Origin of the sequence: Micromonospora sp. NBC_01796 (assembly GCF_035917455.1) — a bacterium.
In the GTDB taxonomy this organism is placed as follows: domain Bacteria; phylum Actinomycetota; class Actinomycetes; order Mycobacteriales; family Micromonosporaceae; genus Micromonospora_G.
The window spans coordinates 8,295,052-8,321,499 of sequence record NZ_CP109078.1 but is presented as its reverse complement, the minus strand read 5'-3'; the positions used below and the strand labels follow the sequence as shown (position 1 = coordinate 8,321,499).

22 protein-coding genes are annotated in these 26,448 nt (G+C 70.3%); 9 read left to right on the top strand and 13 right to left on the bottom strand.

What is annotated here, in order from left to right; translation table 11 throughout:
- Window positions 1-74 precede the first annotated feature (74 nt).
- From OIE47_RS37025 to OIE47_RS37005, 5 genes are all read left to right on the top strand, one after another.
- Window positions 75-1,319, top strand: a complete 1,245-nt coding sequence (locus OIE47_RS37025) for an alanine racemase (RefSeq protein WP_326559211.1) — start codon at window positions 75-77, stop codon at window positions 1,317-1,319.
- A gap of 577 nt (window positions 1,320-1,896) precedes the next feature.
- Window positions 1,897-5,034, top strand: a complete 3,138-nt coding sequence (locus OIE47_RS37020) for an OmpL47-type beta-barrel domain-containing protein (protein WP_442792028.1) — start codon at window positions 1,897-1,899, stop codon at window positions 5,032-5,034.
- A 106-nt stretch (window positions 5,035-5,140) separates the two neighbouring features.
- Complete coding sequence (locus tag OIE47_RS37015) at window positions 5,141-6,403, top strand: multicopper oxidase domain-containing protein (RefSeq protein ID WP_326559209.1); 1,263 nt, start codon at window positions 5,141-5,143, stop codon at window positions 6,401-6,403.
- 84 nt (window positions 6,404-6,487) lie between these two features.
- Window positions 6,488-10,567: a ThuA domain-containing protein gene (locus OIE47_RS37010; protein WP_326559208.1), complete on the top strand. Its 4,080-nt coding sequence runs from the start codon at window positions 6,488-6,490 to the stop codon at window positions 10,565-10,567.
- A gap of 188 nt (window positions 10,568-10,755) precedes the next feature.
- Window positions 10,756-11,133 (top strand): TSCPD domain-containing protein, encoded by a 378-nt coding sequence (locus OIE47_RS37005; protein ID WP_326559207.1) that lies wholly within the window; start codon window positions 10,756-10,758, stop codon window positions 11,131-11,133.
- A 36-nt stretch (window positions 11,134-11,169) separates the two neighbouring features.
- Here the strand turns inward: OIE47_RS37005 and OIE47_RS37000 are convergent, their stop codons facing one another.
- The gene (locus tag OIE47_RS37000) at window positions 11,170-11,880 is read right to left on the bottom strand and encodes an SDR family oxidoreductase (RefSeq protein ID WP_326559206.1); all 711 of its coding nucleotides are present in this window, start codon (window positions 11,878-11,880) and stop codon (window positions 11,170-11,172) included.
- A gap of 134 nt (window positions 11,881-12,014) precedes the next feature.
- Between OIE47_RS37000 and OIE47_RS36995 the strand changes: the two genes are divergently transcribed.
- Window positions 12,015-12,599, top strand: a complete 585-nt coding sequence (locus tag OIE47_RS36995; protein ID WP_326559205.1) for a CGNR zinc finger domain-containing protein — start codon at window positions 12,015-12,017, stop codon at window positions 12,597-12,599.
- 130 nt (window positions 12,600-12,729) lie between these two features.
- On the opposite strand, the gene OIE47_RS36990 is transcribed toward OIE47_RS36995, so the two are convergent.
- From OIE47_RS36990 to OIE47_RS36980, 3 genes are all read right to left on the bottom strand, one after another.
- Window positions 12,730-13,563 carry a SigB/SigF/SigG family RNA polymerase sigma factor gene (locus tag OIE47_RS36990; RefSeq protein ID WP_326559204.1) on the bottom strand — a complete coding sequence of 278 codons (834 nt, stop codon included), beginning with the start codon at window positions 13,561-13,563 and terminating at the stop codon, window positions 12,730-12,732.
- 284 nt (window positions 13,564-13,847) lie between these two features.
- The gene (locus OIE47_RS36985; RefSeq protein ID WP_326559203.1) at window positions 13,848-14,027 is read right to left on the bottom strand and encodes a hypothetical protein; all 180 of its coding nucleotides are present in this window, start codon (window positions 14,025-14,027) and stop codon (window positions 13,848-13,850) included.
- Window positions 14,024-15,880 carry an amidase gene (locus tag OIE47_RS36980; protein WP_326559202.1) on the bottom strand — a complete coding sequence of 619 codons (1,857 nt, stop codon included), beginning with the start codon at window positions 15,878-15,880 and terminating at the stop codon, window positions 14,024-14,026. Before OIE47_RS36980 ends, OIE47_RS36985 begins: the two co-directional genes overlap by 4 nt.
- A gap of 163 nt (window positions 15,881-16,043) precedes the next feature.
- On the opposite strand from OIE47_RS36980, the gene OIE47_RS36975 reads away from it, so the two are divergent.
- Window positions 16,044-16,559 carry a GNAT family N-acetyltransferase gene (locus OIE47_RS36975; protein ID WP_326559201.1) on the top strand — a complete coding sequence of 172 codons (516 nt, stop codon included), beginning with the start codon at window positions 16,044-16,046 and terminating at the stop codon, window positions 16,557-16,559.
- 27 nt (window positions 16,560-16,586) lie between these two features.
- Here the strand turns inward: OIE47_RS36975 and OIE47_RS36970 are convergent, their stop codons facing one another.
- Complete coding sequence (locus OIE47_RS36970; protein WP_326559200.1) at window positions 16,587-17,393, bottom strand: phosphatase; 807 nt, start codon at window positions 17,391-17,393, stop codon at window positions 16,587-16,589.
- On the bottom strand, window positions 17,390-17,926 hold the full coding sequence (locus tag OIE47_RS36965) for a hypothetical protein (protein WP_326559199.1): 537 nt from the start codon (window positions 17,924-17,926) through the stop codon (window positions 17,390-17,392). Before OIE47_RS36965 ends, OIE47_RS36970 begins: the two co-directional genes overlap by 4 nt.
- Window positions 17,927-18,053: 127 nt before the next feature.
- Here OIE47_RS36965 and pnuC point away from each other — a divergent pair, with 127 nt between their 5' ends.
- Together pnuC and OIE47_RS36955 are read left to right on the top strand one after the other, a co-directional pair.
- Window positions 18,054-18,731, top strand: a complete 678-nt coding sequence (gene pnuC, locus OIE47_RS36960; protein ID WP_326559198.1) for a nicotinamide riboside transporter PnuC — start codon at window positions 18,054-18,056, stop codon at window positions 18,729-18,731.
- Complete coding sequence (locus OIE47_RS36955) at window positions 18,728-19,864, top strand: AAA family ATPase (RefSeq protein WP_326559197.1); 1,137 nt, start codon at window positions 18,728-18,730, stop codon at window positions 19,862-19,864. The genes pnuC and OIE47_RS36955 overlap by 4 nt, the downstream gene beginning before the upstream one ends.
- A 15-nt stretch (window positions 19,865-19,879) precedes the next feature.
- On the opposite strand, the gene OIE47_RS36950 is transcribed toward OIE47_RS36955, so the two are convergent.
- The 7 genes from OIE47_RS36950 to OIE47_RS36920 form a co-directional block, all read right to left on the bottom strand.
- Window positions 19,880-20,614 (bottom strand): M15 family metallopeptidase, encoded by a 735-nt coding sequence (locus OIE47_RS36950; protein ID WP_326559196.1) that lies wholly within the window; start codon window positions 20,612-20,614, stop codon window positions 19,880-19,882.
- Window positions 20,615-20,673: 59 nt separating this feature from the next.
- Window positions 20,674-21,099, bottom strand: coding sequence for a J-domain-containing protein (locus OIE47_RS36945; RefSeq protein ID WP_326559195.1), 426 nt, complete (start codon window positions 21,097-21,099; stop codon window positions 20,674-20,676).
- Window positions 21,100-21,191: 92 nt separating this feature from the next.
- Entirely contained in the window at window positions 21,192-21,956 is a 765-nt protein-coding gene (locus OIE47_RS36940) for an ABC transporter permease (RefSeq protein ID WP_326559194.1), read from the bottom strand.
- A 10-nt stretch (window positions 21,957-21,966) separates the two neighbouring features.
- Window positions 21,967-22,782 carry an ABC transporter permease gene (locus OIE47_RS36935; RefSeq protein WP_326559193.1) on the bottom strand — a complete coding sequence of 272 codons (816 nt, stop codon included), beginning with the start codon at window positions 22,780-22,782 and terminating at the stop codon, window positions 21,967-21,969.
- A 1-nt stretch (window position 22,783) separates the two neighbouring features.
- Window positions 22,784-23,737, bottom strand: coding sequence for an ABC transporter ATP-binding protein (locus tag OIE47_RS36930; protein WP_326559192.1), 954 nt, complete (start codon window positions 23,735-23,737; stop codon window positions 22,784-22,786).
- A gap of 86 nt (window positions 23,738-23,823) precedes the next feature.
- Window positions 23,824-24,933, bottom strand: coding sequence for a hypothetical protein (locus OIE47_RS36925; protein WP_326559191.1), 1,110 nt, complete (start codon window positions 24,931-24,933; stop codon window positions 23,824-23,826).
- A gap of 251 nt (window positions 24,934-25,184) precedes the next feature.
- Entirely contained in the window at window positions 25,185-26,360 is a 1,176-nt protein-coding gene (locus OIE47_RS36920; protein ID WP_326563340.1) for an RNA polymerase sigma factor, read from the bottom strand.
- Window positions 26,361-26,448 lie beyond the last annotated feature (88 nt).

The window sequence follows — 26,448 nt, the reverse complement described above, 5'->3', positions numbered from 1 at the left end:
CGTTGACGGTGCGGGCCTGATCGGGCAGGCTGTGCGTCCATCAGCGAGCCACATCCGAACCTGTGGGAGGGCCCGTGCGGCACGACCCGTTCGACGAGCGAGCCCTCGACTGGCGGGCGAAGGGGTTCTGGCAACCCGGCCCACCGGTGCCCGACACCGAGTTCGTCGCGGCCGGCCGCCACCTCTTCGACGGCGCGGTCACCTGGCCGGTGCTGGTCGCCCGCCGGGACGCGATCGACCACAACATCGCGACCATGGCCGCCTTCTGTGCCCGGCACGGCTTCCTGTTCGCCCCGCACGGCAAGACCACCATGGCGCCGTCCCTGTTCGCGGCGCAGCTGGCCGCCGGCGCCTGGGCGATCACCGTGGCCACCGCCAACCAACTGCTCGCCGGCCGCGCCTTCGGGCTGCCCCGGGTCCTCCTGGCCAACCAGCTGCTGGACCCGGTGCCGCTGCGCTGGCTGGCGGGTGAACTCGACCTCGGTTTCGAGGCGCTGATCTTCGTGGACGCGGTCGCCGGTGTCGAGGCGATCGGCGATGCACTCGCGGACCACCCCGGTCGCACACCCCTGCGGGTCCTGGTCGAGCTCGGGCATCCCGGTGGGCGTACCGGGTGCCGCACGGTCGAGCAGGTCGTCGAGGTCGCCGCGGCGGCTGCCGCCGCACCCCGGGTACGTCTCGACGGCGTCACCGCGTACGAGGGTGGCCTGCAGGACGTGACCTCGGTGGCGGCGTACCTGGACCGGACCAGGGAGGCGGTCACCGAGTTGGCCGGGCGGGGACTGCTCGCCGACGAGGTGATCGTCAGTGCCGGCGGCAGCGCGTACTTCGACGTCGTGGCGGATCGGCTCGGCGGCGGCTGGCTGCCCGGTCACCAACTCCGGGTGGTCCTGCGCAGCGGCGCCTCGGTCACCCACGACCACGGCTTCTACGCCGACCGCACCCCGTTCCGCCGCCTGCCGGGCGACGCCGCCCTGGATCCGGCGTTGGAGCTCTGGGCACAGGTGACCTCCACCCCGGAGCCGGGGCTGGCGATCGTGGGGATGGGCAAGCGCGACGCCCCGTACGACGAGGGGTTGCCGGTGCCGCTGCGGATCCGGCGTCGATCCGGCGCGGTCGGCCCCGCCACCGGCTTGGGTGTGACCCGCCTCAACGACCACCACACCTACCTCGACGTGGCGCCCGGTGTGGAGGTCGCCCCCGGCGACCTGGTCTGCTTCGGGATCTCCCACCCGTGTACGGCGTTCGACAAGTGGCGGTCCATCCCGGTTGTCGACGATGGACACACCATCGTGGACGTCCTGCACACCTACTTCTGATCTCGGCGGCCGGATCCGGTCATGTCTGCGCGGGCTCGGGTCGTCGCGCGGTGCGACCCGAGGCTCGCGGTCAGTTGTTCGGAGGGGGTTGCAAGTGATCAACCAGGGGTCTTTTGTCGCAGCGGATGAAAGTGCGGCCAATCCTGTCGAAAGATGTAGACATGCTGATGCCAAGCCCGTTAGTGTCGGTCAACATCAAGATGTTTCGTCGAGGTAACCGGCGGCGCGGTTAGCTCACCGTCCGACCAGGGGAGAGGCACTCCCCGAGGTCGGTGTTGCCCGCAGACCGAACCGGCGCGGCGGTGCGCGCCACGCCCGCTACCACGCCATTCCTCCACGCCCGGTGACGCGCGGACGGCCCCCGGCCGGTCGCGGGTCCGACCTCGACCAACGTCCAGTCCGTCCCAGACCTCAGACTCGTGTGCCCACATGTCGGACCGGGTGGCCTCCGCCACGCCGGTGCAGCAGCGCGGGCCGGACGAGGCTGCCGTCTGCCGCCATGGCATCCATCGACCCTCGCGGAAACCCCGACGGGAAACCGAAAGTTCAAGGAAGACTCGCGAAAGGCACACGCGACATGCCAACTATCCCTGTGCGACGCGGTTCGCCAAGTCGCCTGCGCCGGCTCACCCGGCGCACCACGGGTCGGCTCCGCCGCCCGATGACGGTGCTTGCGGCAGCGGCCGTCCTCCTCGTCAGCTCCACACTGGCCTCGGTTCCGGTGAACGCCCAGCCGGTCGACACCGCCTCGGGCACGCCCGGCACCCTCGCGTCGGCCCCGCAACTACAGGCCCAGGTGCTCACCTGGACGGCGAACAACAACTTCCAGGCGTACGCCTCCGTACCCACCACCGCCGTCGCGGGTGCGACCACCCTCGTCTTCGAGAACAGCGCCGCGACCGGCAACACGACCGGTATGCAGCACACCCTCACGTTCGACACGGGCAACCCGGCGTACAACAGCGACGTCAACGTGAACATCCTCGCCGACCCGTTCGACAGCAACCAGGGCCGGTGGACCGTCGACGTGACGCTCACCCCCGGCACCTACCGGTACTTCTGCGCCATCCCCGGACACGGCGCCATGACCGGGCTGCTCGTCGTCACCGGTGGGAGCGAGGACACGACCCCGCCCACGGTGACCGCCGCGGTGACCGGTGACCGGAACGAGGACGGTGCGTACGTCGGCGCCGCCACGGTGACCCTCTCGGCCACCGACAGCGGCTCGGGCGTCGGCCGGGTGGAGTACGCGCTCGACGGTGGCCCGTACGGCACGTACTCGGGTCCGGTGACGGTCAACGCCCCCGGCGAGCACACGGTCAGCTACCGCGCCACCGACGTGGCGGGCAACACCTCACCGGTCCAGTCGACCGCGTTCGAGGTGGTGGCCCCGCCGGACCCGGACACCACCGCACCGACGGTGACCGCCGCGGTGACCGGTGACCGGAACGAGGACGGTGCGTACGTCGGCACCGCGACGGTGACCCTGTCCGCCACCGACACCGAGTCCGGCGTCGAACTGGTCGAGTACTCCCTCGACGGTGCCGCGTACGCCGCGTACACCGCGCCGGTCGCGGTGAGCGCGGTCGGCGCCCACACGGTCACGTACCGGGCGACCGACGTGGCGGGCAACACCTCTCCGGTCCAGTCGACCGCGTTCACCGTGGTCGGTACCCCGGACCCGGACACCACCGCACCGACGGCGACCGCCGCGGTGACCGGTGACCGGAACGAGGACGGCGCGTACGTCGGCATGGCGACGGTGACGATCTCGGCCACCGACGCCGAGTCCGGTGTCGAACTGGTCGAGTATTCCCTCGACGGTGCGGCGTACGCCGCGTACGGCGCGCCGGTCATGGTGCACCAGCCGGGTGAGCACACGGTCAACTACCGGGCCACCGACCGGGCCGGCAACACCTCGGCTCCGCAGTCGGTCGCCTTCACCGTGGCCGGCACGTCGGATCCGGACACCACCCCGCCGACGGTGAGCGCCGGTGTCACCGGTGACCGCGACGGCAACGGCGCCTACATTGGTGCCGCGACCGTGACCGTCTCCGCCACCGACACCCAGTCGGGCGTCGAGCGGATCGAGTACGCCGTCGACGGGCAGGCGTACGCCGAGTACACCGCCCCGGTGACGGTCAACACCCCGGGCCAGCACACGGTCACGTACCGGGCGACCGACGTGGCGGGCAACACCTCACCGGTCGGGTCCGCCGCCTTCCAGGTCGTCGGGGCGCCGAACCCCGACACCACCGCTCCGGACGCGACGGCCGCCGTCACCGGTACGCAGAACAGCGCCGGTGCCTACGTCGGTGCCGCCACGGTGACCGTGACCGCCACCGACGCCGAGTCGGGTGTCGACCTGGTCGAGTTCTCCCTCGACGGGCAGGCGTACGCGGAGTACACCGCCCCGGTGACGGTCAACCAGCCCGGCCAGCACACGGTCGCGTACCGGGCCACCGACGTCGCCGGCAACATCTCCACCCCGAAGTCGGTCGCGTTCACCGTGGTGACGCCGCCGAACCCGGACACCACCGCGCCCACCGTGACCGCCGCGATCACCGGTCAGCAGAACGGAAGCTGGGCGTACGTCGGCAGTGCCACCGTCACGCTCACCGCCGCCGACACCGAGTCCGGTGTCCACCGCCTCGAGTACGCCCTCGACGGGCGGGGCTACACGGTCTACTCCGGGCCGCTCACGGTCAACACCGTCGGTGCGCACACGGTCAGCTACCGGGCCACCGACCGGGCGGGTAACACCTCCGGCACCGCGTCGACCACCTTCACGGTCGTGGAGAGCGCACCGCCCGCGCCGGTCTGCCGGGTGACCGACACCCGGCCGACGGTCTGGACCGGCACCCTGAACAGCGGCGTGACCAACCGGGTCGTCGAGGGCCGCTGCTCGATCAACGACCTGATCGAGGACGAGCGGGCCTGGGCGACCCACGCCGAGTTCGTCGACCACGTACGCGCGGTCGCCGAGCGCCTGTACCACCGGGGTCTCATCCTGCTCAAGGAACACAACATCCTGATCCGCACGGCCGGCGACTCCGGTGTCGGCAAGGCCGAGGACAAGGCGGGCTACCAGCCGCTGCTCGACCGCTCGGTCGCCTCCTTCAAGCAGTGGGAGCAGGTCGGCGCGGGTGGCTTCGGCCGCAACGCCGACGGGTCGATCACCAGCCGTTCCGTCGACGGTCTGGGCATGCTCTGGTTCCCCATCCGCTCCTACGGCGACTTCTCGCTGAAGCTCCAGTGGCGCGACGACGCCCCCGGTGACGGACGCGCCAACAGCGGGGTCTTCGTCCGCTTCCCGCAGGTGCACCAGCACCCGACGGAGTCCCGGCCGGAGTGGGTGGCCATCAAGTACGGCCACGAACTCCAGATCAACGACCGGACCGACGGCGACGCGTACAAGAGCGGATCGGTGTACGGCTTCGACCGGGTCGACCTCGACGGCGCACAGGTCACCCCGAAGGGCACCTGGAACGACTACGAGATCCGTGTTGTCGGCCAGCACTACTCCGTGTTCCGCAACGGTGTGCTGATCAACGAGTACGTCAACGTACCCGGAGCTGTTTTCGACCCGCCGCGGTCGGACGATCCCGGCGGTGCCGGGCGCCAGAACGCGACCGGTTACGTCGGCCTGCAGAACCACGGCGCCGCCGACATCGCCAGCTTCCGCAACATCCGGATCGCCCCGCTGACCCCGTGACGCCGGTACCGCACGCCGTCCTCTCCCCTTCCGCCGCCGTCGACGGTGGTAGGCGCAGCGATTGGATAGAACCTTGGACAGGGAATTGAACGACACAGGTGAGTTTGTGCAGCCGCCACCGGCCGACGTTCCGCAGGGCCGTCCGGCGTCGCCGGTCCGGTTCCTCGGGTCGAGCGCGGGCCGTGCGGTGATGGTGGTGGGGGTCCTGGTGGCGACGCTCGTCGGCGCCGGTGGGTTGGCCCTCGCCGGTGGCACCACCGAGCGCCCGGCCGAGCTGGCCGCCGGTGCCGGCGTCGCCGCAGTCCGGTCGGCCGAGCGGCCCGAGGGCTGCATCGCCCCGGACCGCCGGATCCAGATGTACGCGGTGGAACTGCCGAAGGATCCGGTGACCAACCAGGTCCGGCTCGGTTACGGCCTCACACCGGAGACGGCCTCCTACCCGGGGCCGACGATGGAGATGATCGAGGGTGAGTGCCTGGCGATCACCGTGCACAACCAGGTGCCGGCGGCGACCCTGGAGGCACTGCGTACCGACCCGGCGCACCCGATCGGTGTCTCGTTGCACGTGCACGGGGTCAAGTACACCCAGATGTCCGACGGTACGGCGCACAGCAACTCCTTCGTGCCGCCGGGCGGCTCGCGTACGTACATCTGGTTCGCCAAGCCCCGCAGCGCCACCTCGCAGGGCACGGCCGGCTACTGGTGGTACCACGACCACGTGGTCGGCGGACCGCACGGCACCCAGGGCCTCAGCTCCGGGCTGTTCGGCGGTCTCGTGGTACGCCGGCAGGGTGACCCGAGGCCGGACCGGACCTATGTGACGGCCTTCGGCGACCGGCAGACCATCAACCTGCGGCGCAGCGCGGACGCGGACACCTGCGATCCGGTGAACCCGGTGCCCGGTCCGACCTGCCTGGTCGCCAAGCTCGGGGAGCGGGTCGAGTTCATCGTGATCGGACTCGGCAACGACATGCACACGTTCCATGTGCACGGGCACTCCTGGGCGGACACCCGGACCGGCATGGTGGCGGGGGAGAACAAGGCCCTCGTCGACTCGATACCGGTCATCGACAACAAGACCCTCGGGCCCGGTGACACCTTCGGGGTGCAGTTCGTCGCCGGCGACTCGGTCGGGCCGGGTCACTGGATGCTGCACTGCCACATGCAGTTCCACTCCGACCTGGGCATGGCGACGACGTTGCACGTCCTCGACGAGAACGGGGCGATGCCGCCGCACGGTAATTCGATGCCGACCGCACCGGCGCAGGGTGCCCCCGTAGCGCCGGCGCAAGGTGCCGCTGCGGCGCAGGGTGCCCCGGCACCGGCCCAGGGTGCCGCCGCGCCGGCCGCCCACGCCAACCATCGCTGACCGGCGGCTCCGTCGCACCGGTTCCCAACCACGACCGGCTTTCCCACCACCCGAAGGACTTTCCGTACCTCTGGAGGAGGAGAAATGGCCCAACGCCATTTCCAGCTGTCCCGATCGGTCGGACGACTCCGTTCCGACCCCGCCGACCCCCTGCCACCCGTACCTGCCCGCGTACTGCGGTCGCGGCGTCCCGGCGCCGGACCGTTCCGTCGCGCGGTCGCCCTGACGTCGGGTGCCCTGCTCACGCTCGGCCTGCTGACCACACCGGTGTCGGCGGCGCCCGACCCGGGCGTGGGCGGGTCGGCTGTCGCCCCCGCCTGGGGTAGCCAGGTGGTCAACGTGCTGGTGTTCCACGGGCCGGCCGCGTCCCAGGACGACCCGGTCGTCAAGGCCGTGAACACCATCCGCAAGCTGGGCAGCGAGAACGGCTTCTTCGTCCACGACTCCGACGACCCGTCGGTGTTCACCCCGGAGAACCTGGACCGCTACCGCAGCGTGGTGTTCCTGTCGGCCAACGGGGTGACCTTGAACGACGCGCAGGAGGCGGCGTTCCAGGCGTACGTCAAGGGTGGCGGCGGCTTCGTCGGCATCCACGACGCCGCCCGCGCGCAGCCCACCTCGGAGTGGTTCACCGGCCTCATCGGCACCCGCCCGGCGGCGAGCCTGCCGAACGCGGAGAAGATCCAGAGTGTCACCGCCAGTGGCAGCAACCCGCCGAGCGAGGTCGAGGCGAACCTGATCGACGGGCTGACCGGCACCAAGTGGCTGGTCCGTACGCCGGCGGCGTGGGTCACCGCGAAGCTCGCCGAACCGAAGGCGGTCGCCCAGTACGCCCTGACGTCGGCAAACGACTTCCAGGGACGCGACCCGAGGGACTGGACCCTCCAGGGGTCGACCGACGGCAACTCCTGGACGACCCTGGACACCCGCAGCGGGGAGACGTTCTCCGGGCGGTTCCAGACCAAGCAGTACACGTTCACCAACACCACGCCGTACCAGCACTACCGGCTGAACATCACCGCGAACAGCGGTGAGCCGCTGATCCAGCTCGCCGAGATCTGGCTGATCGGCCCGAACGCCGGGCCGGCGCCGGAGAACACGGTGCAGCAGGCGGTGGTGGACGTCGTCGACCGGCAGCACCCGGCGAACAAGGGTCTGCCGCTCAACTGGACCCGCTCGGACCAGTGGATGAACTGGAACCCGAGCCCGGTCGGTCGGGTCCACACGATCGCCCAGGTGCAGGAGAAGTCGTACAACCCGGGGCTGGCCGGCAACGGCGCGTTCCACCCGATCTCCTGGTGCCGCGACTACGACGGGGGCCGGTCGTTCTACACCGGCATGGGCCGTACCGAGGCCAGCTACACCACCGACGCGCAGTTCCGCAGCCACCTGCTCGGCGCCCTCCAGTGGACGACCGGCCTGGTACGCGGTGACTGCCAGGCCACCATCGCCTCGAACTACAAGATCGAGCGGCTGACCGCGACGAACCAGTCCGGTCAGCTCGACCAGATCGGCGAGCCGCACGGCCTGACCATCGCCCCCGACGGCAAGGTCTTCTACATCGGCAAGGCCGCCTGCGCGACCGGGCCGGTCACCGACTGGGCCAACCCGAACGTGGGCCTGGGCTGCGGCACCATCCACCAGTGGGACCCGAAGAACAAGCAGGTCAAGCTGCTGACCACGCTCAAGGTGATGGGCAACCGGGGCAGCGGCAGCGAACTGGTCAAGAACGAGGAGGGCCTGGTCGGCATCACGCTCGACCCCAACTTCGCGGAGAACGGCTGGTTCTACGTCTACTGGATGCCGCACGAGTCGATCGACCGGGAGAAGCGGATCGGTCAGCGTACGGTTTCCCGGTTCACGTACAACCACGCCCAGCAGTCGATCGACCAGGGCACCCGCAAGGACCTGCTGCACTGGGACACCCAGATCCACAGCTGCTGCCACGCCGGTGGCGGGATGACCTTCGACGAGTCCGGCAACCTCTACATCGGTAGCGGTGACAGCAACTCCTCCGGCGGTTCGGACGGTTACTCCGGCAACAACTGGACCCAGGAGTACGCGGGCACCTCGTTCCAGGACGCCCGCCGTACCTCGGGTAACACGAACGACCTCAACGGCAAGATCATCCGTATTCACCCGGAGGCGGACGGGACCTACTCGATCCCCGAGGGCAACCTCTTCACCGGCGAGGAGCAGGGCGGCGGCAAGACCCGTCCGGAGATCTACGTGATGGGCGTACGCAACATCGCCCGGATCGCCTGGGACCCGGTGAACGACTGGCTCACCGCCGCGTGGGTCGGCCCGGACGCGGGTGCGCCGAGCCCGGAGCTGGGTCCGGCGAAGTACGAGACCGCCACGATCATCACCTCGGCGGGCAACCAGGGCTGGCCGTACTGCATGGGTAACCGGCAGCCGTACCGGGACCGCAGCACCACCGACGCCACGGTCCTGACCGGCTGGTACGACTGCGACAACCTCAAGAACGAGTCGCCGCGCAACACCGGTCTGGTCAACATCCCGCCGGCCCGGGACAACATGATCTGGTACTCGCCCCAGGGCGGTGGCCCGGTCTTCCCGAAGCGCACCGACGGCAGCGGCCTGCCGACGTACGTCACCAGCCAGACGACCTACACCCAGCCGTACCTGAGCGGTGGCGGTCAGGCCATCATGGACGGCCCGACCTACCAGCGTTCGAAGGTCGACGTCAACAGTGGCGTCGCGTGGCCGGCGTACTGGGACAACAAGTGGTTCATCGGTGACCAGTCCAACTCCAACAACCGGATCGCCGTCACCGTCGACCCGACCAAGGTCGAACAGGCGGGCGCCCCGGCCTTCGCCGAGGACCTGCGCAGCATCATCCAGGGCGGTAACGGCACCACCCAGCTCCAGTCCTGGATGGACGCGAAGTTCGGCCCCGACGGCGCGCTGTACCTGCTCGACTACGCCGGTGGTTTCTTCAGCCTGCACCAGAACCAGAAGCTGATCCGGATCACCTACCAGGGTGGTCAGGCCACCCCGAACCCGAGCCTGGCCGAGGCGCAGTCGGTCACACCGAGCCAGCCCCGTACGGTCGCGTTCTCGGCCGCGAAGGTCGGCGGCGTGGCCTGGGAGTGGGACTTCGGCGACGGCAGCAAGGTGTCGACCCAGGCCCACCCGACGCACACCTACAAGCGGTACGGCACCTTCCAGGCGACGGTCAAGGTGACGTACGCCGACGGCGAGGTTGTCACCGGGAAGATCGACGTCAACGCCGGTTGTGCCGCGGCCGACGCCCGGCCGACGGTCTGGATGCTCGACACGGACACCGGTGTGGCCAACCGTCAGGCCGGCGGTGGCTGCACGATCAACGATCTGATCGACGACGAGACCACCTGGCCGAACAAGGGTGCGTTCGTCAGCCACCTCGATGCCGTCCTCGCCGAACTGAGCGCGGCGCACGTCATCGACAACCGTGAGGTGACGAAGCTACGCCGGGCCGGGGCACAGTCCCCGATCGGTGTCACCAACGGGTACGAGCCGATCTTCGACGGTTCGGCGAAGTCGCTCGCCGGCTGGCGTCAGGCGCCCAGCGGGTCGTTCTCGCTGCGTCCCGACGGCTCCATCCGCAGCTCCGGTGGCCTCGGCATGCTGTGGTACGCCGACCAGCAGTTCGCGGACTACTCGATCAAGGTTCAGTTCCGGGACGTCTCCCCGGAGAACGTCCGCGCCAACACCGGAGTCTTCGTCCGGTTCCCGGACCCGAGGACCCCGCTGGACCAGCGCCCGCCGGGTAGCTGCGGCACGGTCGGGTCGGCCCGCAGTTCGCAGGCCTGGGTAGCGATCTACTGCGGTCACGAGATCCAGATCTACGACGGCGAGACCGGTGAGCCGCAGAAGACCGGCTCGGTCTACAACTTCTCGCCGAACACCCTGGACAAGGCCGGGGTGACCCCGAAGAACCAGTGGAACGACTACGAGATCCGCGTGGTCGGCCAGCACTACACGATGATCCGCAACGGTGTGGTGATCAGCGAGTTCGACAACACACCCGGCAAGCAGTCGTCCCGCCAGGGCGACCCGTCGACCGATCTGCGGCAGTTCCTCAGCGGGTACGTCGGGTTGCAGAACCACGGCACCAACGACCTGATCGACTTCCGCAACGTCAGGGTCAGGGAGCTCTGACCGACCGGTGCCGGGTGCGGGCGTGACCGCCCGTACCCGGCACCGCCGGTGTGGACCCGAAGCACGGCACCCATTCGTTCACGTGTACGAATGGGTGCCGTGTCGTGCTGGTGGTCGGCCCCCGGGCCACCTACGGTTTGGCGGATCGGGGCGGGTGCCAGCCCGCGCGGGCCGTCGAGGGGGATTCCATGACAGATGTGCAGGTCGACGCCAGGGTGCCGGTTCCGCGCCGACGGTCCGGAGCGACCGTCGGCTTTGTCGTGGACGGCACCGAGGGGCACCTGGTCACGGCCGCGCTCGCCGACGGCCGGTTGAGCGACGTCCACCTGTCGGTGGACAAGCAGGGCTCCACCCTCGGGGGCATGGCTGACGCCTTGTCCATCGCGCTCACCACGGGTCTGCGGGCAGGCGCGCCGCTGTCCGCCTTCGTCGAACAACTCCGGGTGACGAGCTACCCGCCCGCCGGTCCGACCGATGATCCGGACATCCCACGCGCGACCTCGCTGGGGGACTACGTCGTACGGCGGTTGGACCTCGACTACCCGAACGGCCGCGAGGTGCGCTGACCACCGTGACTGCCCGGCTTCTCCGGCTCGGCCAGCTCAGGCGTGGTCGGCCAGGTGCGGGTAGAGCGTGGTGATGTCCGCCGCCAGGCCGCTCTTCACCGTCCGGGACCAGTCGTCGGCGAGCACCTCGTGCCGGCCCGCCTCGACGCCGTCGATCGCCTGCCGGGCCACGTCCGCCGGGGCGGACCGGGGAGCGTCCGGTGCCGCCCACCGGGCCGCCATGTCGGTGTCGATCCAGCCGGCGTGCAGCCCGGTGACGCCGACACCGTGCGGGTGCAGGTCCTGCCGCAGGCCGTTGGTCATCGACCACAGCGCCGCCTTGGACGCCCCGTACGCGCCGAAGGCCGCGTACCAGGACAGCGCCGAGTGGATGTTGAGCAGATGGCCGCCGTTCGCGATGAGCCGGGGGGCGAGGGCCCGGATCACCTGCAGCGGTCCGTAGAAATTGATTTCGATCTCCCGCCGGATCTCCGCCAGGTCGCCGTTGAGGTAGTTCGCGCCGAGGGTGACGCCGGCGTTGTTGATCAGAAGATTGACGTCCGACGCCTGCGCCGTGGCGGCGGCCACCGAGGCCGGATCGCTCAGTTCGAGCCGGAGCGGGACGACGTTCGGGTTGGTGATCGTCTTCGGGTCGCGGGCGGTGGCGTACACCTTGGCCGCGCCGCGCGCGAGCACCTCGTCGACCAGAGCCTTGCCGAGGCCGCGGCTACCGCCGGTGACAAACACCACGGAGTCCTGGATCTTCATCGCTGTTCCTTCGCTGGTGGAGGGATGGGTCGGGTGCGCGAGACCGGCGCCCGGACCTGACAGAACCAAAATCCGTTTGACTCTGTCAGGAAGGAACGTTAGCACTCCACGACAGAACCAACTAGTGTTGGGTTATGTCATGGATGGCGACCGGCCGGTACGGGTTGCGCGCGGCCGACACCGGTGCCGCGCTGATCCAGGATCTGATCAATACGCGTGCCCTGGACGGCGCGCCGGATCTGTTGTCCGGGCGCGGGCACGCGCAGGAGTGGTGGGACCGGAGCGTCCGCCACTGGGCGTCGGTCCGGGGAGTCGCCGTTCCGGACGGTGACCTGTCGGACGAGGACGCCGCTGCCCTGCGTCGGCTGCGTACGACGTTCGAGCGGCTGATCGAGGGTGGCGAACTTCCGTCCGGGGCGACGCCCGGTGTCGCGGTGACCCTCGTGCCGGGCGAGGACGGGATGGTGCGACCCGTACCGAGTGGGCGGGGCACCGAGTGGCTTGCGTCAGCCCTCTGGTCGGAGACGCTGCTCGCCCAACAGTCCGACACCTGGTCCCGGATCAAGCTGTGCCGCAACGAGACCTGCCGTACGGCGTTCTACGACGCGTCGCGTAACCGCAGCGGTGTGTGGCACGACGTCAGCACGTGCGGCAACGTCGCGAACCTGCGCGCCGCCCGGGAACGCAAACGACGTACCGCGGCCGACCGGGACCGATGACGGCGATACCGGACACCGGCCGTACGGCGCGGGGTTCGATCACGTCGCGAACCGACGCGTCAGGGGCCGGGCCAATATGGCCCGGCCCCTGACATCCGGCGTCTCGCTGTACCGGACCCTCCCTCGAGGCTCAGTAGGTCTCGCTGAGCTGTCCGCGGAGTTTGGTCAGTGCGCGGGTGAGCAGGCGGGAGACGTGCATCTGGGAGACGCCGATCTGGTCGGCGATCTGGGATTGGGTGAGGTTGCCGTAGAAGCGGAGGGTGAGGATCTTCTGTTCCCGCTCGTCGAGGGTGGCGAGTGCGGGGCCGAGGGCGATGCGGAGTTCGGCTTGTTCGAAGTCGGGGTCTTCGCCGCCGAGCATGTCGCCGAGTTCGGTGGCGCGTTCGCCGTCGCCGGTGGGGGTCGAGAGGGAGACGGCGTTGTAGGCGCGGGCGCCTTCGAGGCCTTCGAGGACTTCTTCCTCGGTGACTTTGAGGTGGGTGGCGATGTCGGCGACTGTGGGGGAGCGGCCGAGGGTTTGCAGGAGGGTGCTGTTGGCTTCGCTGATGCTGAGGCGGAGTTCCTGGAGGCGGCGGGGGACGCGGATGTCCCAGGTGCGGTCGCGGAAGTGGCGCTTGAGTTCGCCGATGATGGTGGGGATGGCGTAGCCGGCGAAGTCGACGCCGCGGGTGGGGTCGAATTTGTCGATGGCTTTGATGAGGCCGATGGCGGCGGTTTGGGTGAGGTCGTCGGTGGGTTCGCCGCGTCCGCCGTAGCGGTGGGCGAGGTGGTTGGCCAGGGGGAGCCAGGCTTCGATGGCCCGGTCGCGCAGGGCGGCGCGGGAGGGGTGCTTCGCCGGTAGGGCGGTCATCGCGAGGAGCAGGTCGGTGGCCGAGTCGGTGAGCGCGTTCGGGTCGAGCTTCGGCGCTGCTTTGGCGGCTACCGCTGTGGTGGTGTCCTGCTCGGTGGTGGTTGACGCGGTCATGGTGGTCCTCCCTGCACCTCGTCCGCGGACAAGACAAGTGCTGCACAAAAGTTCGTTGTAGGTCGTTCGGTGTTGCTGTGAGCTGACCGGTTGTTCGCTTAGGGCCGATCAGTGCAGCCACCATAACCTGTTTAGTCAGCCGGAAGCTAGCCGAAAGTACGATGTATATAGGGGGTGAAACACCCTAAAAGTGGTCGAAACGGGCGGCAGCCGCCCCGTTCGGGGGTACGACGGCGGCCCGGTCCGTTGGTTGGACCGGGCCGCCGCCGTACCTGTTCGTCGGATCAGTGGTGCGGCGACTCCCCGGAGAGGTCGTCGGCGTACGCGTAGTAGCTCGTGCCGAGCTTGGGCCCCCACTCCACGGTGAGTACGGGTGCCGGCTCGTCGTCCGGCTCGCGCAGTGGCAGACCGGCGTTGAGCAGCGGCTGCCACTCGACGGTCAGGAACGGACCGGTGGCCGTCATGACCAGGCCCGCTCGGCCACCAGTGGATCGTTCGACAGTTCCGGCGGTACGACCTCCTCCGAGGGCGACAGCCCCCGGCTGCGCTGGGCTTCGAAGGTCGGGTCCGGCGGTGCCGCCCGGTGGTACGAGGGGTACCGGTCCTGGTAGTCGATCGCGGCCTGGACCAGGGTCGGCTCGGAGAACCGCGGACCCCAGAAGGCGGCGTTGATCGGAAGGCCCTCGGTGCCGTCGTACCCGATCGGGAACGAGACCATCGGCCAGGTCAGCGCATTCGGAAGCTGGTAGAAGGTGCGGTAGTTCGACAACTGGGTCCCGCCGGAGCGTGGCCCGATCCGGGCGCCGATCGGCAGCACCAGCATGAAGTCGACCCCGGCCTCGTCCAGCGCCCGCTGGTAGTTGGCCTGCAGGACGCGGCGACGGCGTTCGCCCTCGTCGCGTACGGAGGCGGGGATCGAACCGGCCGTGGCCGCAGCCGCGGCGAAGTCACCGAACTGGCGCCGGAGCGCTTCTGCGTTCGCCGGATGGGAGTCGGCGAACGCCTGTACCGCCTGCCAGTAGCGGATCTCGTACCGGTTGGGGCTGAGCACCGCGGTCGCCGGTGACACCGGGGCACCCACCGGCACCGGCAACCGGTCCGGCGTACGGAAGTAGGGGTCGTTCTCGGGCACCGTGACGTCCAGGCCGGGGAACTCCTTGACCCGCGCACCGAGCCTGACCAGCTCCTGCTTGAACCGCTCGAACGCCGCCCGGTAGTCGGCGTCGTAGGTCTCGGCCGGGGCGGTGCCGGTTCCACCGCGGGTCATCCAGTCGGTCTGCGGGATGCCGATGGTGACGCCGGCCAGTGGGGACCTGCCCTTGCGCGCGGCGACCGGGAGCGCGGGGAACGGGTTCGGGGCGGACAGCGTGAGCGGGTCGGGTGCCGGGTCGGGGCCGAGGATCGCGGCCAGGACCAGGGAGGCGTCCCGGACGGAGCGGGCGATCGGTCCGAGCACGTCGTACCCGGGGGACAGGGGCATCACCCCGGCGGTCGAGACGAGGCCGAGCGACGGTTTGATGGCGCTGGCGCCGTTCGCCGAGGCCGGCATCATGATCGAGCCACCGGTCTCCTCGCCGATGGTTGCCGCCGCCAACCGGGCGGCGGTGGCGACGCCGGAACCCTGGCTCGACCCGCCCGGGATGAAGCGGGGATTCCAGGCGTTGCCGGCGAAGGTGCCGGAGATCGAGCCCGAGAACGCCGAGGCGATCGTGTGGCCGATGATCACCGCGCCCTGCGCTCGCAACTTGGCGACCACCGTGGAGTCGCGGTACGCCACGTTCCCGTCGTACGCGTGCGTCCCGTTCTTGGCCTCCAGCCCGCGTACGCCGACCGAGTCCTTGATCCCGAACGGGATGCCGCACAGCGGCGGCGCCGAGCGCGAACCCTTGCGCAGCAGCTTGTCCGCCGCCGCGGCCTGACCGAGTGCGCCCACCCGGTCGATCCGTACGAACGCGTTGTAACCGCCGTTGTCGCCGTAGACCTCGAACGGGCCGTTGAGCCGGTCGATCCGCTCCAGGTACGCCCTGGTCAGCTCGACCGAGGTCAGCCGGTTGGCGCGGAGCAGGACGATCAGTTCGGCGATCTCGTAGTCGACGATCCTGGCCCGGCGGGGGATGTCGCGTACCGAGGGCAGCGAGTCGAGTAGTTCGTCGTGCTCGTTGCGGGTCGCTGCCGCGGGCTCCGCGACGGCGAGGGTGGTCACCGTCGCGCCGGCCACCGCCGCGCCGCTGCCGAGGAACATCCGTCGGCTGAACCCGGTCCGGTGGTCGTCGTTCGGATCCGCGGCCTTCGGGGAGGTGTCTAACTTGTCGGGCATGTGCTGAGGGCTCCTGTCTTGTGCCAGGAATGGGCACCGCGCTGAGATGCCCGCTGGGCGCCGGCTGGCGGCCCGCCAAGATCATCGCAACGTCGTCGCTGCGGCGAGTTTTCGATCTCTTTTCGGCTCGGTAAACCGATCCGCGGCGTGGAAGGCTACCGGGATGAGCACGGACTTGATCGACTACGGGTTGACGGACCGAGCGGACCGGCGGGTCACACTGCGGCCGGTCGACGACGAGAACTGGCGCGCGGTTGCCGACGTCGTGCCGCTCGACGAGCAGCGCGCCTTCGTCGCGCCGTCGGCAGCCCGATACCTGCTGCTCAGCATGCGTGAGGGGGTGTGGCGGTCGCTCGCCGTCTACGCGGACGAGGAGGTGGTCGGTCACCTGATGTGGGGGCATGACAACGACGACCTGACCTACTGGCTCGGCGGCATGCTCGTCGACGCGGGGCAGCAGGGCAGGGGGCTGGGCCGCGCCGCCGTGCTGAGCCTGGTGCGTTGGCTGATGGAGCGCCCCGACTGTCCAGCCGTCCGACTCTCCGTCGACCAGTCGAACGTCACGGCCCGCAGGCTCTATGCGTCGGTTGGTTTCGTCGAGCAGGAACCGGACGAGGACGGGGAGATCGTCGCCGAGATCGCCCGGGACGTGGCCCGCCGCCCCGCCGACGCCGTCTAGCGGCGCGTCGAAGAAGACCGGCCGGCTTCAGCCGTCCAGGCCCGCGTGGTGCAGCAGGTACGCGGTCAGCGGCGCGTAGAGGCCCGGATCGAGGTTGTCGTCCAGCGGCACGCACACCCGTACCCGGCCCTCCGCCTCACCGACGAACAGCGCGGGGTCGTTGCAGTCGGCGAAACCGACCGTGGCTATCCCGGCCTGCGCGGCCGCACCGGCCCACCCGTGGTCTCCGATGACCAGTTCGGGCAGCGGCTGGCCGGCGGTCTCCAGCGCCTCCAGGATGGCCACCATCGGCAGCGGGGAATGGGTGTGCTTCGGCCGACCGGAGGAGTCGGTCAGCACGGCGACGTCGTCGAGGAACCGGATCGACCGGTGCGGGCTGCGGTAGGACGGCTCGTCCGGGTGCGCCCAGCCCGCCGCCGCCGAGAGCAGCGAACAGCCCGCCGTACGCAGTGCCCGCGCCAGCGCGCGGTGGATGGACATCACCCCGTGTGGATGTCCGGTCGCGACCAGCACCCGTTGCCGCTGCCGGGCGGCGTCGCGTACGAGCACGGCCATCGCCTCCAGCCGCTCGACCGTGCGCTCGGGGTCGATGGTGTCGTCGCCGCGTACGTGTCCGACGTCGGGGGAGACTCCGCAACGCTCCACCATGAGTGCCAGTACCTCGGCCGGCGTCCAGGTGCCCACGGGTTCGAGCCCGAACAGGTAGAGCGGTTGGCGCTTGCTCATCCGCCGGAAATGGTCGAGGTTGTTGTCGCGCGGGGTGGCGACCCGTCCGGCGATCCGGGTCGTGACCAGGTGGTCGAGCAGAGCCTCCCGGCTCGGTGTGTCGGTCATGACGTCTTCCTTCCCATTTCGGCCGTGACGAAGCCGAAGCGGAACCCGAGACCGTCGACAAAGGATCTCACTCCCTCGCCGAAGGGACCGACACCCCCATCGACCGCTGCGGCGACCGCTACCGGATCCGCCGTCCGGCCCGCTGACTCCGCCCAGCGGACCGCGTACCCGGTTGTCTGCTCGACCGAACCGGCGAGTTCGGATGGCATGTCGAACGCCCTGACGGCGTCCGCCGGGTTGAGGCAGCCGTACCACTCGTCGCCGCCCGGTGCGGCGCCCCCGACCACACCGACGGCGCTTTCGATCACATAAACGCTCAGCGCCGGCGCGCCCGTCTCGGCCACCAGGTCCGCGACGTCCAGCCCGGCACCGTCCAGGACCTGTAGGAACTGCCAGTCGCCATCGCTGTGGAGACCACCGACCGTGCCGGCACGGATCCCGTCGACACTCTCCCGGCAGAGCCGTTCGATCGAGGGAAGCTCGGGCAGCGGTCGTACGTGACGGGCGACGATGAAGTAGCCGAAGAGTGACACCCGAAGATCGTACGGTTGGGCACCGAGCCCGGCGATCAGTTCCGGTGACAGGAAGGTCCGCCCCGTCGCGGAACCGCGCGGTACGGGGAGGGCTTGTCGCGGCACGCCGTACGGCTTCCGTTAGCGTATGGCCACTGCCGAGCGGACGGACGAGGCGATGCTGGACTGGCTCAACTCACCGGCGGTGACGGTGTTCGGGGCGCCGACCTCGTGGGCGGAACTGCTCGGGTTCGCCACCGGGATGCTCTGCGTGCTGCTCGTCGTACGGCAGCACGTCGCGAACTGGCCGGTCGGCATCCTGAACGTGCTGCTGTTGATGGTGGTCTTCTGGTCCGCCGGGCTCTACGCGGACGCCGGGCTGCAGATCGTCTACGTGGTGCTCGGCGGGTACGGCTGGTGGCAGTGGACCCGGGGCACCGGACGGGACGGCGTGACCGGGGTGCGTACCACCACGAGGGTCGAGTGGACCGGCCTCGCGACAGCGGGGGTGGTGCTCACCGGTCTGCTCTGGTTCTTCCTGGATCGTTTCACCGGCTCGACGGTCCCGCTGCCGGACGCGTTCACCACCGCACTCTCCCTGCTCGCGACGTACGGCCAGGCGCGCAAGCTGGTGGAGAGCTGGTGGTTGTGGGCGGCGGTCGACCTGGTCTACATCCCGCTCTACGGCTACAAGGGCCTGTGGCTGACCGCGATCCTGTACGTCGGATTCCTCGGGCTGTGCGGACTCGGGTGGCGGGCATGGCGGGCCGACCTGCGCGAACGGTCGGCAGGACCCGGCCCGGTGGGCGCCACGGTGACCGCATGAGCGCACCTGCGCCCCGCCCCGACCGTCCGGCCGCCGAGAGCCGGTTCGGGCACGGTCTGGTGGTGGGCAAGTTCTACCCGCCGCACGCCGGCCACCATCACCTGATCGCCACCGCCGCGGCGGCCTGCGACCGGGTGACCGTGGTGGTGGCACCGTCGAGTGTGGAGTCGATTCCGCTCGAACTGCGGCTGGACTGGCTGCGCGAGGTGCACGCGAGCACGCCGTGGGTGTGGTTCGTCGGCGTCGTCGACGATCACCCGGTCGACTACGCCGACCCGGTGGCCTGGGACGCGCACTGTCAGGTCTTCCGGGCCGCGCTCGACGGTCCGGTGGACGCCGTGTTCAGCTCCGAGCGGTACGGCGACGAGCTGGCCAGGCGGTTCTCCGCCACCCACGTCTGCGTTGACCAGGCACGGAGCACCATCGGGGTGTCCGGGACCAAGGTGCGGGCGGACCCGGTGTCGCAGTGGCGGCACCTGGCCCCGCCGGTGCGGGCCTGGTTCACCCGGCGGGTGGTGGTCGTCGGTGCGGAGTCCACGGGCACCACGACGATGGCCCGTGCCCTGGCCGAGGCGTTGCGCGGTGACGGCGGCGTCTGGACGCAGACCCGCTGGGTCCCGGAGTTCGGCCGTGAGCTGACCCAGCGCAAGCTCACCGCGTTGCGGCGTACCGATCCGGGGGCGAGCGTGTTCGACGTGACCTGGTCGCGGGAGGACTTCGTCGAGGTGGCCGAGACCCAGAATCGGGCCGAGGACGACGCGGCCCGGTCCGGCGGACCGATCCTGGTGTGTGACACCGACGCGGCTGCCACCGCGGTCTGGGAGGAGCGCTACCTGGGCTCCCCGTCCGTGGCGACGCTCGCCGCCGCCCGGCGCCCCGACCTCTACCTGCTCACCGACCACGAGGGTGTGCCGTTCGAGGACGACGGCCTGCGTGACGGGGAGCACCTGCGCGCCTGGATGACCGGGCGGTTCCGGGAGGTGCTGCGCGACACCGGGGTGCCCGTACGCGAACTGACGGGGCCGCCCGAGGTGCGTCTCGCCACGGCCCGGTCCGCCTGCGCCGACCTGGTGGCTGGCGGCTGGCGGCTCGCTCCGCCGCTGGCCGAGGCGGGTGCCGACCGTTCCCGCTGAGCGGCCGGACCCGGCTCAGTCGCCGGTCCGGCTGAAGTGCTGGTAGTCCGGCGCGGTCGACCACTCGCCGCCCCACTGCCACCCGGCCCCGGCGAACGCCTTCACCAGCGTCCCGCCGGGCACCGCCAGGCCGTCGCCCTCGACCGTCGTACGGTCGGCGTACGGGGCGCCCGCGGGCGGCAGCACGTCGCCGTCGACCAGGTACGGGTTCTCCACCGGGTTGATGTCGATCGCCTGCCCGTACGCGTGCGCGGACCACTTCGTCGGCCCGTCGGCCACCGCCTCCCGGCAGTTGAACCCGGAGCTGTTGTCGTCGGCCATCGACCGGTCGTCGCTGCCGCCGTAGTCGCTGACCGGGGTGAGTCGACGGATCGGGAACCGTTCGCGGTACAGGGTGGCGAACACGCCGACAACCTCGTCGGCCACCGTACGGTGCACGACGATCGTGCCGAGGTGGGACTGGCCGTCGAAGCCCCAGTAGCTCAGCTTCAGCGTTCTGAGATCGGCCGGACCGACCGGGCAGCCGGGTCGCCAGCTCGCCCCGAGTTCGGTGGCGGTCACCGTGGTGATCTCGGAGCTGAAAGCGGGTGGTGCCGGGGTGCCGGTGCTCGCCGTCCCGGACGGCGACGTCGCGCCCGAGCCGGAACCCGCGCCCGCGCCCGCGCCGGGCCGGGGTGCCGGAGTGCCGCAGCCGCCGACCGCGAGGGCCAGCAGGAGCACCGGGATCAGCCCGTGGGGACGGCGTCGCACCGCGGAAACGGTACGCGGCCAACGGCGGGAAGGCCGTTCCGGAAGAGGGGATTGCGACGTCAGGCGCCAACTGCACCATTTTTGCTGGCAGAGTCGCCGGGACGGGTCCGCTGCTCCCGCCAGATCTCGACCACCTCGTCCGGATCGAAGGTGTCGAGCAGTACGGGTGGTCCGTCGACCAGTCCCTGCCGGGCCCGCCGGATCCGCTCGTTGAGATCCGCGACGCTGTCCCGTACCGCCTGTTCCGACGGTTTTCCGGTCAGGGTGCGTACCAGGTCTTCGGCTTCCTTGCGCAGCCGCAGCGAGGTCGGCGCCAGCCCGGTGAGGTTCTCCCGCCGGATCCAGGCCTTGATCCACCAGTCCTCGTCGTAGGGGGTGCCGCGATCGGGGAGGGGCTTGCCGGCACCGGGGAGGTTGTCGAACTCGCCCCGCTCCTGCGCCTCGCGGATCTGGCGGTCGATCCGGGACTCGTACCAGCTCGACATCAGCGCTCACCTGCCCTGGGTAGAACCACTTCCCGCCGAGTTTAGCCGGGCATCTCCCACTTTCCCCTGGTCACGGGTCGGCGGTGCCGAGGTCAGGTCAGCAGCATCCCGCTCAACCGGCGGTTGGCCAGCCACACCCCGCCCACCCCCATCACCAGCAGGTACGCGGTCGCCCCGACCATGCCGAGCCCGAGGTGACCCGTGGTGAGTCCCCGCAGCAGCTCGATGCTCTGGTAGAGCGGGAGCGCCGCGACCACCGGCTGCACCCCGGTCGGATAGACCGACAGCGGGTAGAACGTCGTCGCGAACAGGAACATCGGCAGCATGCACAGTTGCAGGTACTGGTGGTGGTGCGGGTCGCGGATGTAGGTCGCCGCGGCGAGCCCGGCGGCGGAGAACGCGAAGGCGATCAGCACCGCCGCCGGCACGGCCAGCACCGCCCACCACGAGTGGACCATGCCGAGCGCGACGATGACGACGAAGAAGCAGGTGGCCGAGAGGGTGCTGCGGAGCACCGAGGCGGCGATCTCACCGACCGCGATGTCGGCGATCCGCATCGGGGTGGTCACGATGGCGTCGTAGAGCTTGTCGAAACGTACCCGCCACCACGCGTTGTTGGTGGTCTCGTTCACGGCGCTGTTCATCGCCGAGGTGGCGAGCAGGGCCGGGGCGACGAAGGCCGCGTACCGGGTGGTCGCTCCGCCGGTCGCGCCGTCGTCGACGAGCTGGCCGATGCCGATGCCGACCGAGAGCAGGTAGAGGAACGGCTCGAAGATGCCGTTCACGACGAGGTTCCACGGCCGCCCGTGGCGCAGCACCCACAGGTGGCGCAGGACGATCAGGTGTGCGGAGGACACGGTCGGCTCCCTACGCGTGCAGGTGACGTCGGTAGTTGCGGCGGGCGACGAGGTAGCCGACGCCGGTCAGGGCTGCCAGGTAGGCGATGTGGACCAGGCTGGTCGGCCAGGTGGCCGTACCGAGGCTCAGCGTGCGGCACAGTTCGACGCCGTGCCACAGCGGCGTGACGTAGACGACCGGTCGCAGCGCCTCCGGTAGCTGCTCGACCGCGAAGAAGGTGCCGGAGAAGAGGTAGAGCGGCATGACGACCCACTTGAAGACGCCCCCGACCGGTCCGACGTCGGTCAGCGTCACCGCCCAGGCGGCCGACGGGAGGGCGAACGCCATCCCGGTCAGGGTGGCCGCCGGCAGGGCCAGCGCGACCAGCGGGGACATCGCGGCCCCGAAGGCGACCATCACCACCAGGAACGCGGCGGCGCTCGTCAGGACCCGCAGGGTCATGAACAGCAGGTGGCCGTGGAGGATGTCCTCCGGCTCCAGTGGTGTCCCGGCCGCGACCGGGTAGGCGCCGCCCGGCCGCCGACTCCAGGCGACCGGGAAGGCGGCCTCGATGATGCCGTTCTGCATCGACGCCGCGGCGAGCATGCCGGGCGCGAAGAAGGCGAGATAACCGACGCCGCCGAGGACCGCCGTGTCCGGGCCGATCAGCCGGCCCAGTCCGAGCCCCATCGCGACCAGGAACAGCAGGGGATTGGCGACGCTGATGACGATGGTGCCGCGCCAGGTCCGCCGGTAGCGCAACGTCCAGTACCGGTAGGCCCGCAACGCCATGCCGGTGCCGGTGGTCGCTTCGTCGACCGGCGGGGCGAGGGTTTCGGTGGCCATCTCAGTCCACCAGGGTCCGGCCGGTCAGGGCGAGGAAGACGTCCTCGAGGCTCGCCCGTCGCACCATGGCCGTGACCGGTCGCAGACCCAACCGGTGTACGGAGGCCAGCGCGGCGTCGCCCTCGCCGGTGTACCAGAGCAGCCGGTCGGGCAGTTCCTCCAGCCGGTCGCGTACGCCCTCGTTGCGCAGTTTCTCCAGTGCGGTGCCCTGTTCGCCGGTGCCGAACCGCAGTTCGAGGACCTCCCGGGTCGAGTGGGTGGCGATCAGCTCGGCGGGCGAGCCCTCCGCCACGATCCGTCCCTTGTCCATCACCACCAGCCGGTCGCAGAGCTGCTCGGCCTCGTCCATGTAGTGGGTGGTGAGGATCAGGCTCACCCCCTGTTGCTTGAGCCGGAACAGGCGGTCCCAGAGGATGTGCCGGGCCTGCGGGTCCAGCCCGGTGGTGGGCTCGTCGAGCAGCAGGATCTCCGGTTCGTTGATGAGGGACCGGGCGATGGTGAGCCGTCGCCGCATGCCGCCGGAGAGTGACTCGACCCGTTCCGCCGCGCGCTGGTCGAGCTGGGCGAACTCCAGCAGCCGGTCGGTACGTTCGGCGATGACCTGTTTCGGCAGTCCGAAGTAGCGGCCGTAGATGAGCAGGTTCTCCCGTACGGTCAGCTCCCGGTCCAGGGCGTCGTCCTGGGGTACGACGCCCAGCCGGGCCCGGATCCGGCGCCCGTCCGTACGCGGGTCCATCCCGAGTACGCGCAGCGTGCCGGCGGTCGGTGGGGAGACGCAGGCGATCATCCGCATGGTGGAGGACTTGCCGGCCCCGTTCGGGCCGAGGAACCCGAAGGCCTGGCCCCGGTGCAGGGTGAAGTCGATGCCGTCGACCGCGGTGAAGCTCGTGGATCGACGGTCGCGGGGCGGGTAGCGCTTGACGAGGCCGGCAGCCTCCACGAGGGGAGCAGTCACGGAGCCGAGCGTAGAAAATCTGACAACAGGACGCAATTAATAAACAGAACTCTGCAAGAAGCGTGGACTGCTCGACGGGGGACGGGTTACTGCTGACCGCCCGGGGCGGGGACACCGGCGCCGGTCCCAGCGGGACTGAGCGCCACGGGATCGGCGCTGGCGTGCGCCGGATAGACGCCGACCCGATTGGCCGAACGGGCGCGGGTCAGCCAGCCCAGCAGGGCGGCTTGGGAGGTGAGCCGGTCGAAGCGCAGCATGCCGCCGGCGCTCTCCTCGATGAGCCCGACCGCCCCACCCGAGGACGGATCGTCGTGCAACCGCCGGGCTTCGTCGGCGAGCTGCCCCAGCGTCACCTCGTCGGGATCGCGCGGCGGTTGACCGTAGACGGTCACCCCGGCGGCCGGCGCCAGCCGGGTGCGCACGGCGGCGATCGTGGACACATCGGTGAGCAGGTGCCAGCGACGGGCGCGCGGCGTGTCGGCCCACGCCTCCAGGAGCGGTAGTGGTCCCTCGGATCGTGCCGTAGCGTCCGCGACCGCCTGCCAGAAGGCGTCGTCGCCGGCCTGCCGGTGCTGCGGGGTCGGTGACGGGGCCAACGCGCCGAGGTCGGAGGGTTCCGGTCGGTAGCGGCCGGGGCGCGGCGGGCTGCTCCTGGCCATGGTGTCTATCCGGCGGGCCACGACGCAGACGCCGGCGACGAGGAGCCCGACGATGGGGATCCGCAGTGCGGTGACGAGGATCGCGTACCGGTCGTTTTCGGCGGCGGCGACGAGGTCGATGCCCTCGCCGGCCCGGGTGGACCTGCTGCCGACGGCGATGGAGAACAGGACCAGCGCGACGATCGCGACCCGCCAGGCGGTGAGGGTCCAGTGGGTGAGCGCCGGCTTGTGGTCCCGGCCGTACCGTTGCACCGTTTTTCGGCTGAGGACGAACCAGCCGACGTAGCCGGCGATGTAGGCGATGAAGATCAGTTGGATCACGGCAAAGCCAACGGCCTCGCGCTGCACCAGGTCCGTGATCTCGCTGGGATCGACGCCGTCCGGGTCGGTCTGCAGCCGCCTGACCATCCGGTAGTCCTGCACCAGCAGCAGGATGTTGACGATCGTGGCGACAAGGTGCACGGCGACGACACCGAAGAATGCCAGGGTCAGGACCCGCCAGCTCAGTGGCGCCCGGCCCGGTCGGTACGTCGGCACCGGACGTACGTCGGTCGTGCAACGGTGGCCGTCACCGCTGGGGACGTCATCCACACCGCATGTCGCGCAGGTCATGCTCGCCGCTCTCCCGTTGTCGCGATCCGATGATCGTGCCCGCAAGATCATGCACCATCGGCGGCTGGTCGTGGTGCCCGTTTTCCCGGCGGAGGTTGCCAGGACGACCGGTTCGACGTACAGCGGGGCGGCCTGGCGATCGGCTGCGGAGCGCTGCGGCAACCGGACCGGTCAGGTCAGCGTCCGGTCTCGGCGAGACGGCCGGTCAGGAAGTCCCGTTCGGCGTTGTTGTCGGTCAACGCGATGGCGCGCTCGTACTCGGCGGCGGCCTCGGCGTTGCGCCCCAGCCGGCGCAGCAGGTCGGCCCTGATCGCCGGCAGGTAGTGGTAGCGGGCGAGGGATCCGCTGTCGTCCAGGGCGTCGACCTCGGCCAGCGCGGTCGCCGGTCCGCTGACCATCGCCACCGCCACCGCCCGGTTGAGCGCCACCACCGGCGACGGCCACGCCCGCAGCAACTCGTCGTAGAACACCAGGATCTGGCCCCAGTCCGTGTCGCCGTACGTCGGCGCGGCGGCGTGCAGGGCCGCGATGGCGGCCTGCAGGGCGAACCGGCCGGGACTCCCGCCCTGGAGTGCTTCCAGGACCAGTTCGTGCGACTCGTCGATGCTCTGCCGGTCCCACGCCGACCGGTCCTGTTCCTCGAGCAGCAGCAGGCGCCCGTCCACCCCGGTACGGGTGGCCCGACGGGCATGGTTGGCCAACAGCAACGCGAGCAGCCCCCGGACCTCGCGTTCCTCCGGCATCAGGTCGCGCAGAAGACGCGCCAGGTCGAGTGCCCGCCCGGCGATGTCGTCCCTGGTCAGGGTGGGTCCGCTCGGTGCCGTGTGGCCGGTGGTGAAAAGCAGGTGGATCGTGGTGAGGACGCTGTCCAGCCGTTGTGGCAGTTCGTCCGGCGGGGGCATCCGGAAAGGGATCCGGGCCGTGGTGATCTTCTTCTTCGCCCGGGTGATCCGGGCCGCCATGGTCGTCTCGGAAACGAGGAAGGCCCTCGCGATGTCCGGGGTGGACACGCCGCAGACCAGCCGCAGGGTCAGCGCGACCTGGGCCTCGGTCGCCAGCGCGGGGTGACAGCAGAGGAAGACCAGGCGTAGCGGGTCGTCGTGGTCGACCGGGTCGGCGACCTCCGGCTCGGCCTGCACCGGCTCCACCAGCAGGTGCAGCTTCGACCGGAGGGTGCCGGCCCGGCGTAGCGCGTCGAGCGCCTTGTGCCTGGCCGCGGTGGTCAGCCACGCACCCGGACTGCTCGGTACGCCGGTACGGGTCCACGCGTCGAGCGCGGCGACGTACGCGTCCTGGACGCACTCCTCAGCCAGGTCCAGGTCACGGGTGATGCGGACCGTCGCGGCGAGCACGTTGGCCCACTCCCGGCGGTGCGCCTCGTCGACCGCCCGACCGACCGAGGTCACCGTGGGAGCGGTGGACGCACCCCGACGGTGCCGT

Excerpts from the sequence above, each read along its gene's own strand:
- OIE47_RS37020 (WP_442792028.1), top strand. The coding sequence starts at position 1,897 with ATGCCAACTATCCCTGTGCGACGCGGTTCGCCAAGTCGCCTGCGCCGG.
- OIE47_RS37010 (WP_326559208.1), top strand. The coding sequence starts at position 6,488 with ATGGCCCAACGCCATTTCCAGCTGTCCCGATCGGTCGGACGACTCCGT.
- OIE47_RS37005 (WP_326559207.1), top strand. The coding sequence starts at position 10,756 with ATGACAGATGTGCAGGTCGACGCCAGGGTGCCGGTTCCGCGCCGACGG.
- OIE47_RS37000 (WP_326559206.1), bottom strand. The coding sequence starts at position 11,880 with ATGAAGATCCAGGACTCCGTGGTGTTTGTCACCGGCGGTAGCCGCGGC.
- OIE47_RS36995 (WP_326559205.1), top strand. The coding sequence starts at position 12,015 with ATGTCATGGATGGCGACCGGCCGGTACGGGTTGCGCGCGGCCGACACC.
- OIE47_RS36990 (WP_326559204.1), bottom strand. The coding sequence starts at position 13,563 with ATGACCGCGTCAACCACCACCGAGCAGGACACCACCACAGCGGTAGCC.
- OIE47_RS36985 (WP_326559203.1), bottom strand. The coding sequence starts at position 14,027 with ATGACGGCCACCGGTCCGTTCCTGACCGTCGAGTGGCAGCCGCTGCTC.
- OIE47_RS36980 (WP_326559202.1), bottom strand. The coding sequence starts at position 15,880 with ATGCCCGACAAGTTAGACACCTCCCCGAAGGCCGCGGATCCGAACGAC.
- OIE47_RS36975 (WP_326559201.1), top strand. The coding sequence starts at position 16,044 with ATGAGCACGGACTTGATCGACTACGGGTTGACGGACCGAGCGGACCGG.
- OIE47_RS36970 (WP_326559200.1), bottom strand. The coding sequence starts at position 17,393 with ATGACCGACACACCGAGCCGGGAGGCTCTGCTCGACCACCTGGTCACG.
- pnuC (WP_326559198.1), top strand. The coding sequence starts at position 18,054 with ATGGCCACTGCCGAGCGGACGGACGAGGCGATGCTGGACTGGCTCAAC.
- OIE47_RS36955 (WP_326559197.1), top strand. The coding sequence starts at position 18,728 with ATGAGCGCACCTGCGCCCCGCCCCGACCGTCCGGCCGCCGAGAGCCGG.
- OIE47_RS36945 (WP_326559195.1), bottom strand. The coding sequence starts at position 21,099 with ATGTCGAGCTGGTACGAGTCCCGGATCGACCGCCAGATCCGCGAGGCG.
- OIE47_RS36935 (WP_326559193.1), bottom strand. The coding sequence starts at position 22,782 with ATGGCCACCGAAACCCTCGCCCCGCCGGTCGACGAAGCGACCACCGGC.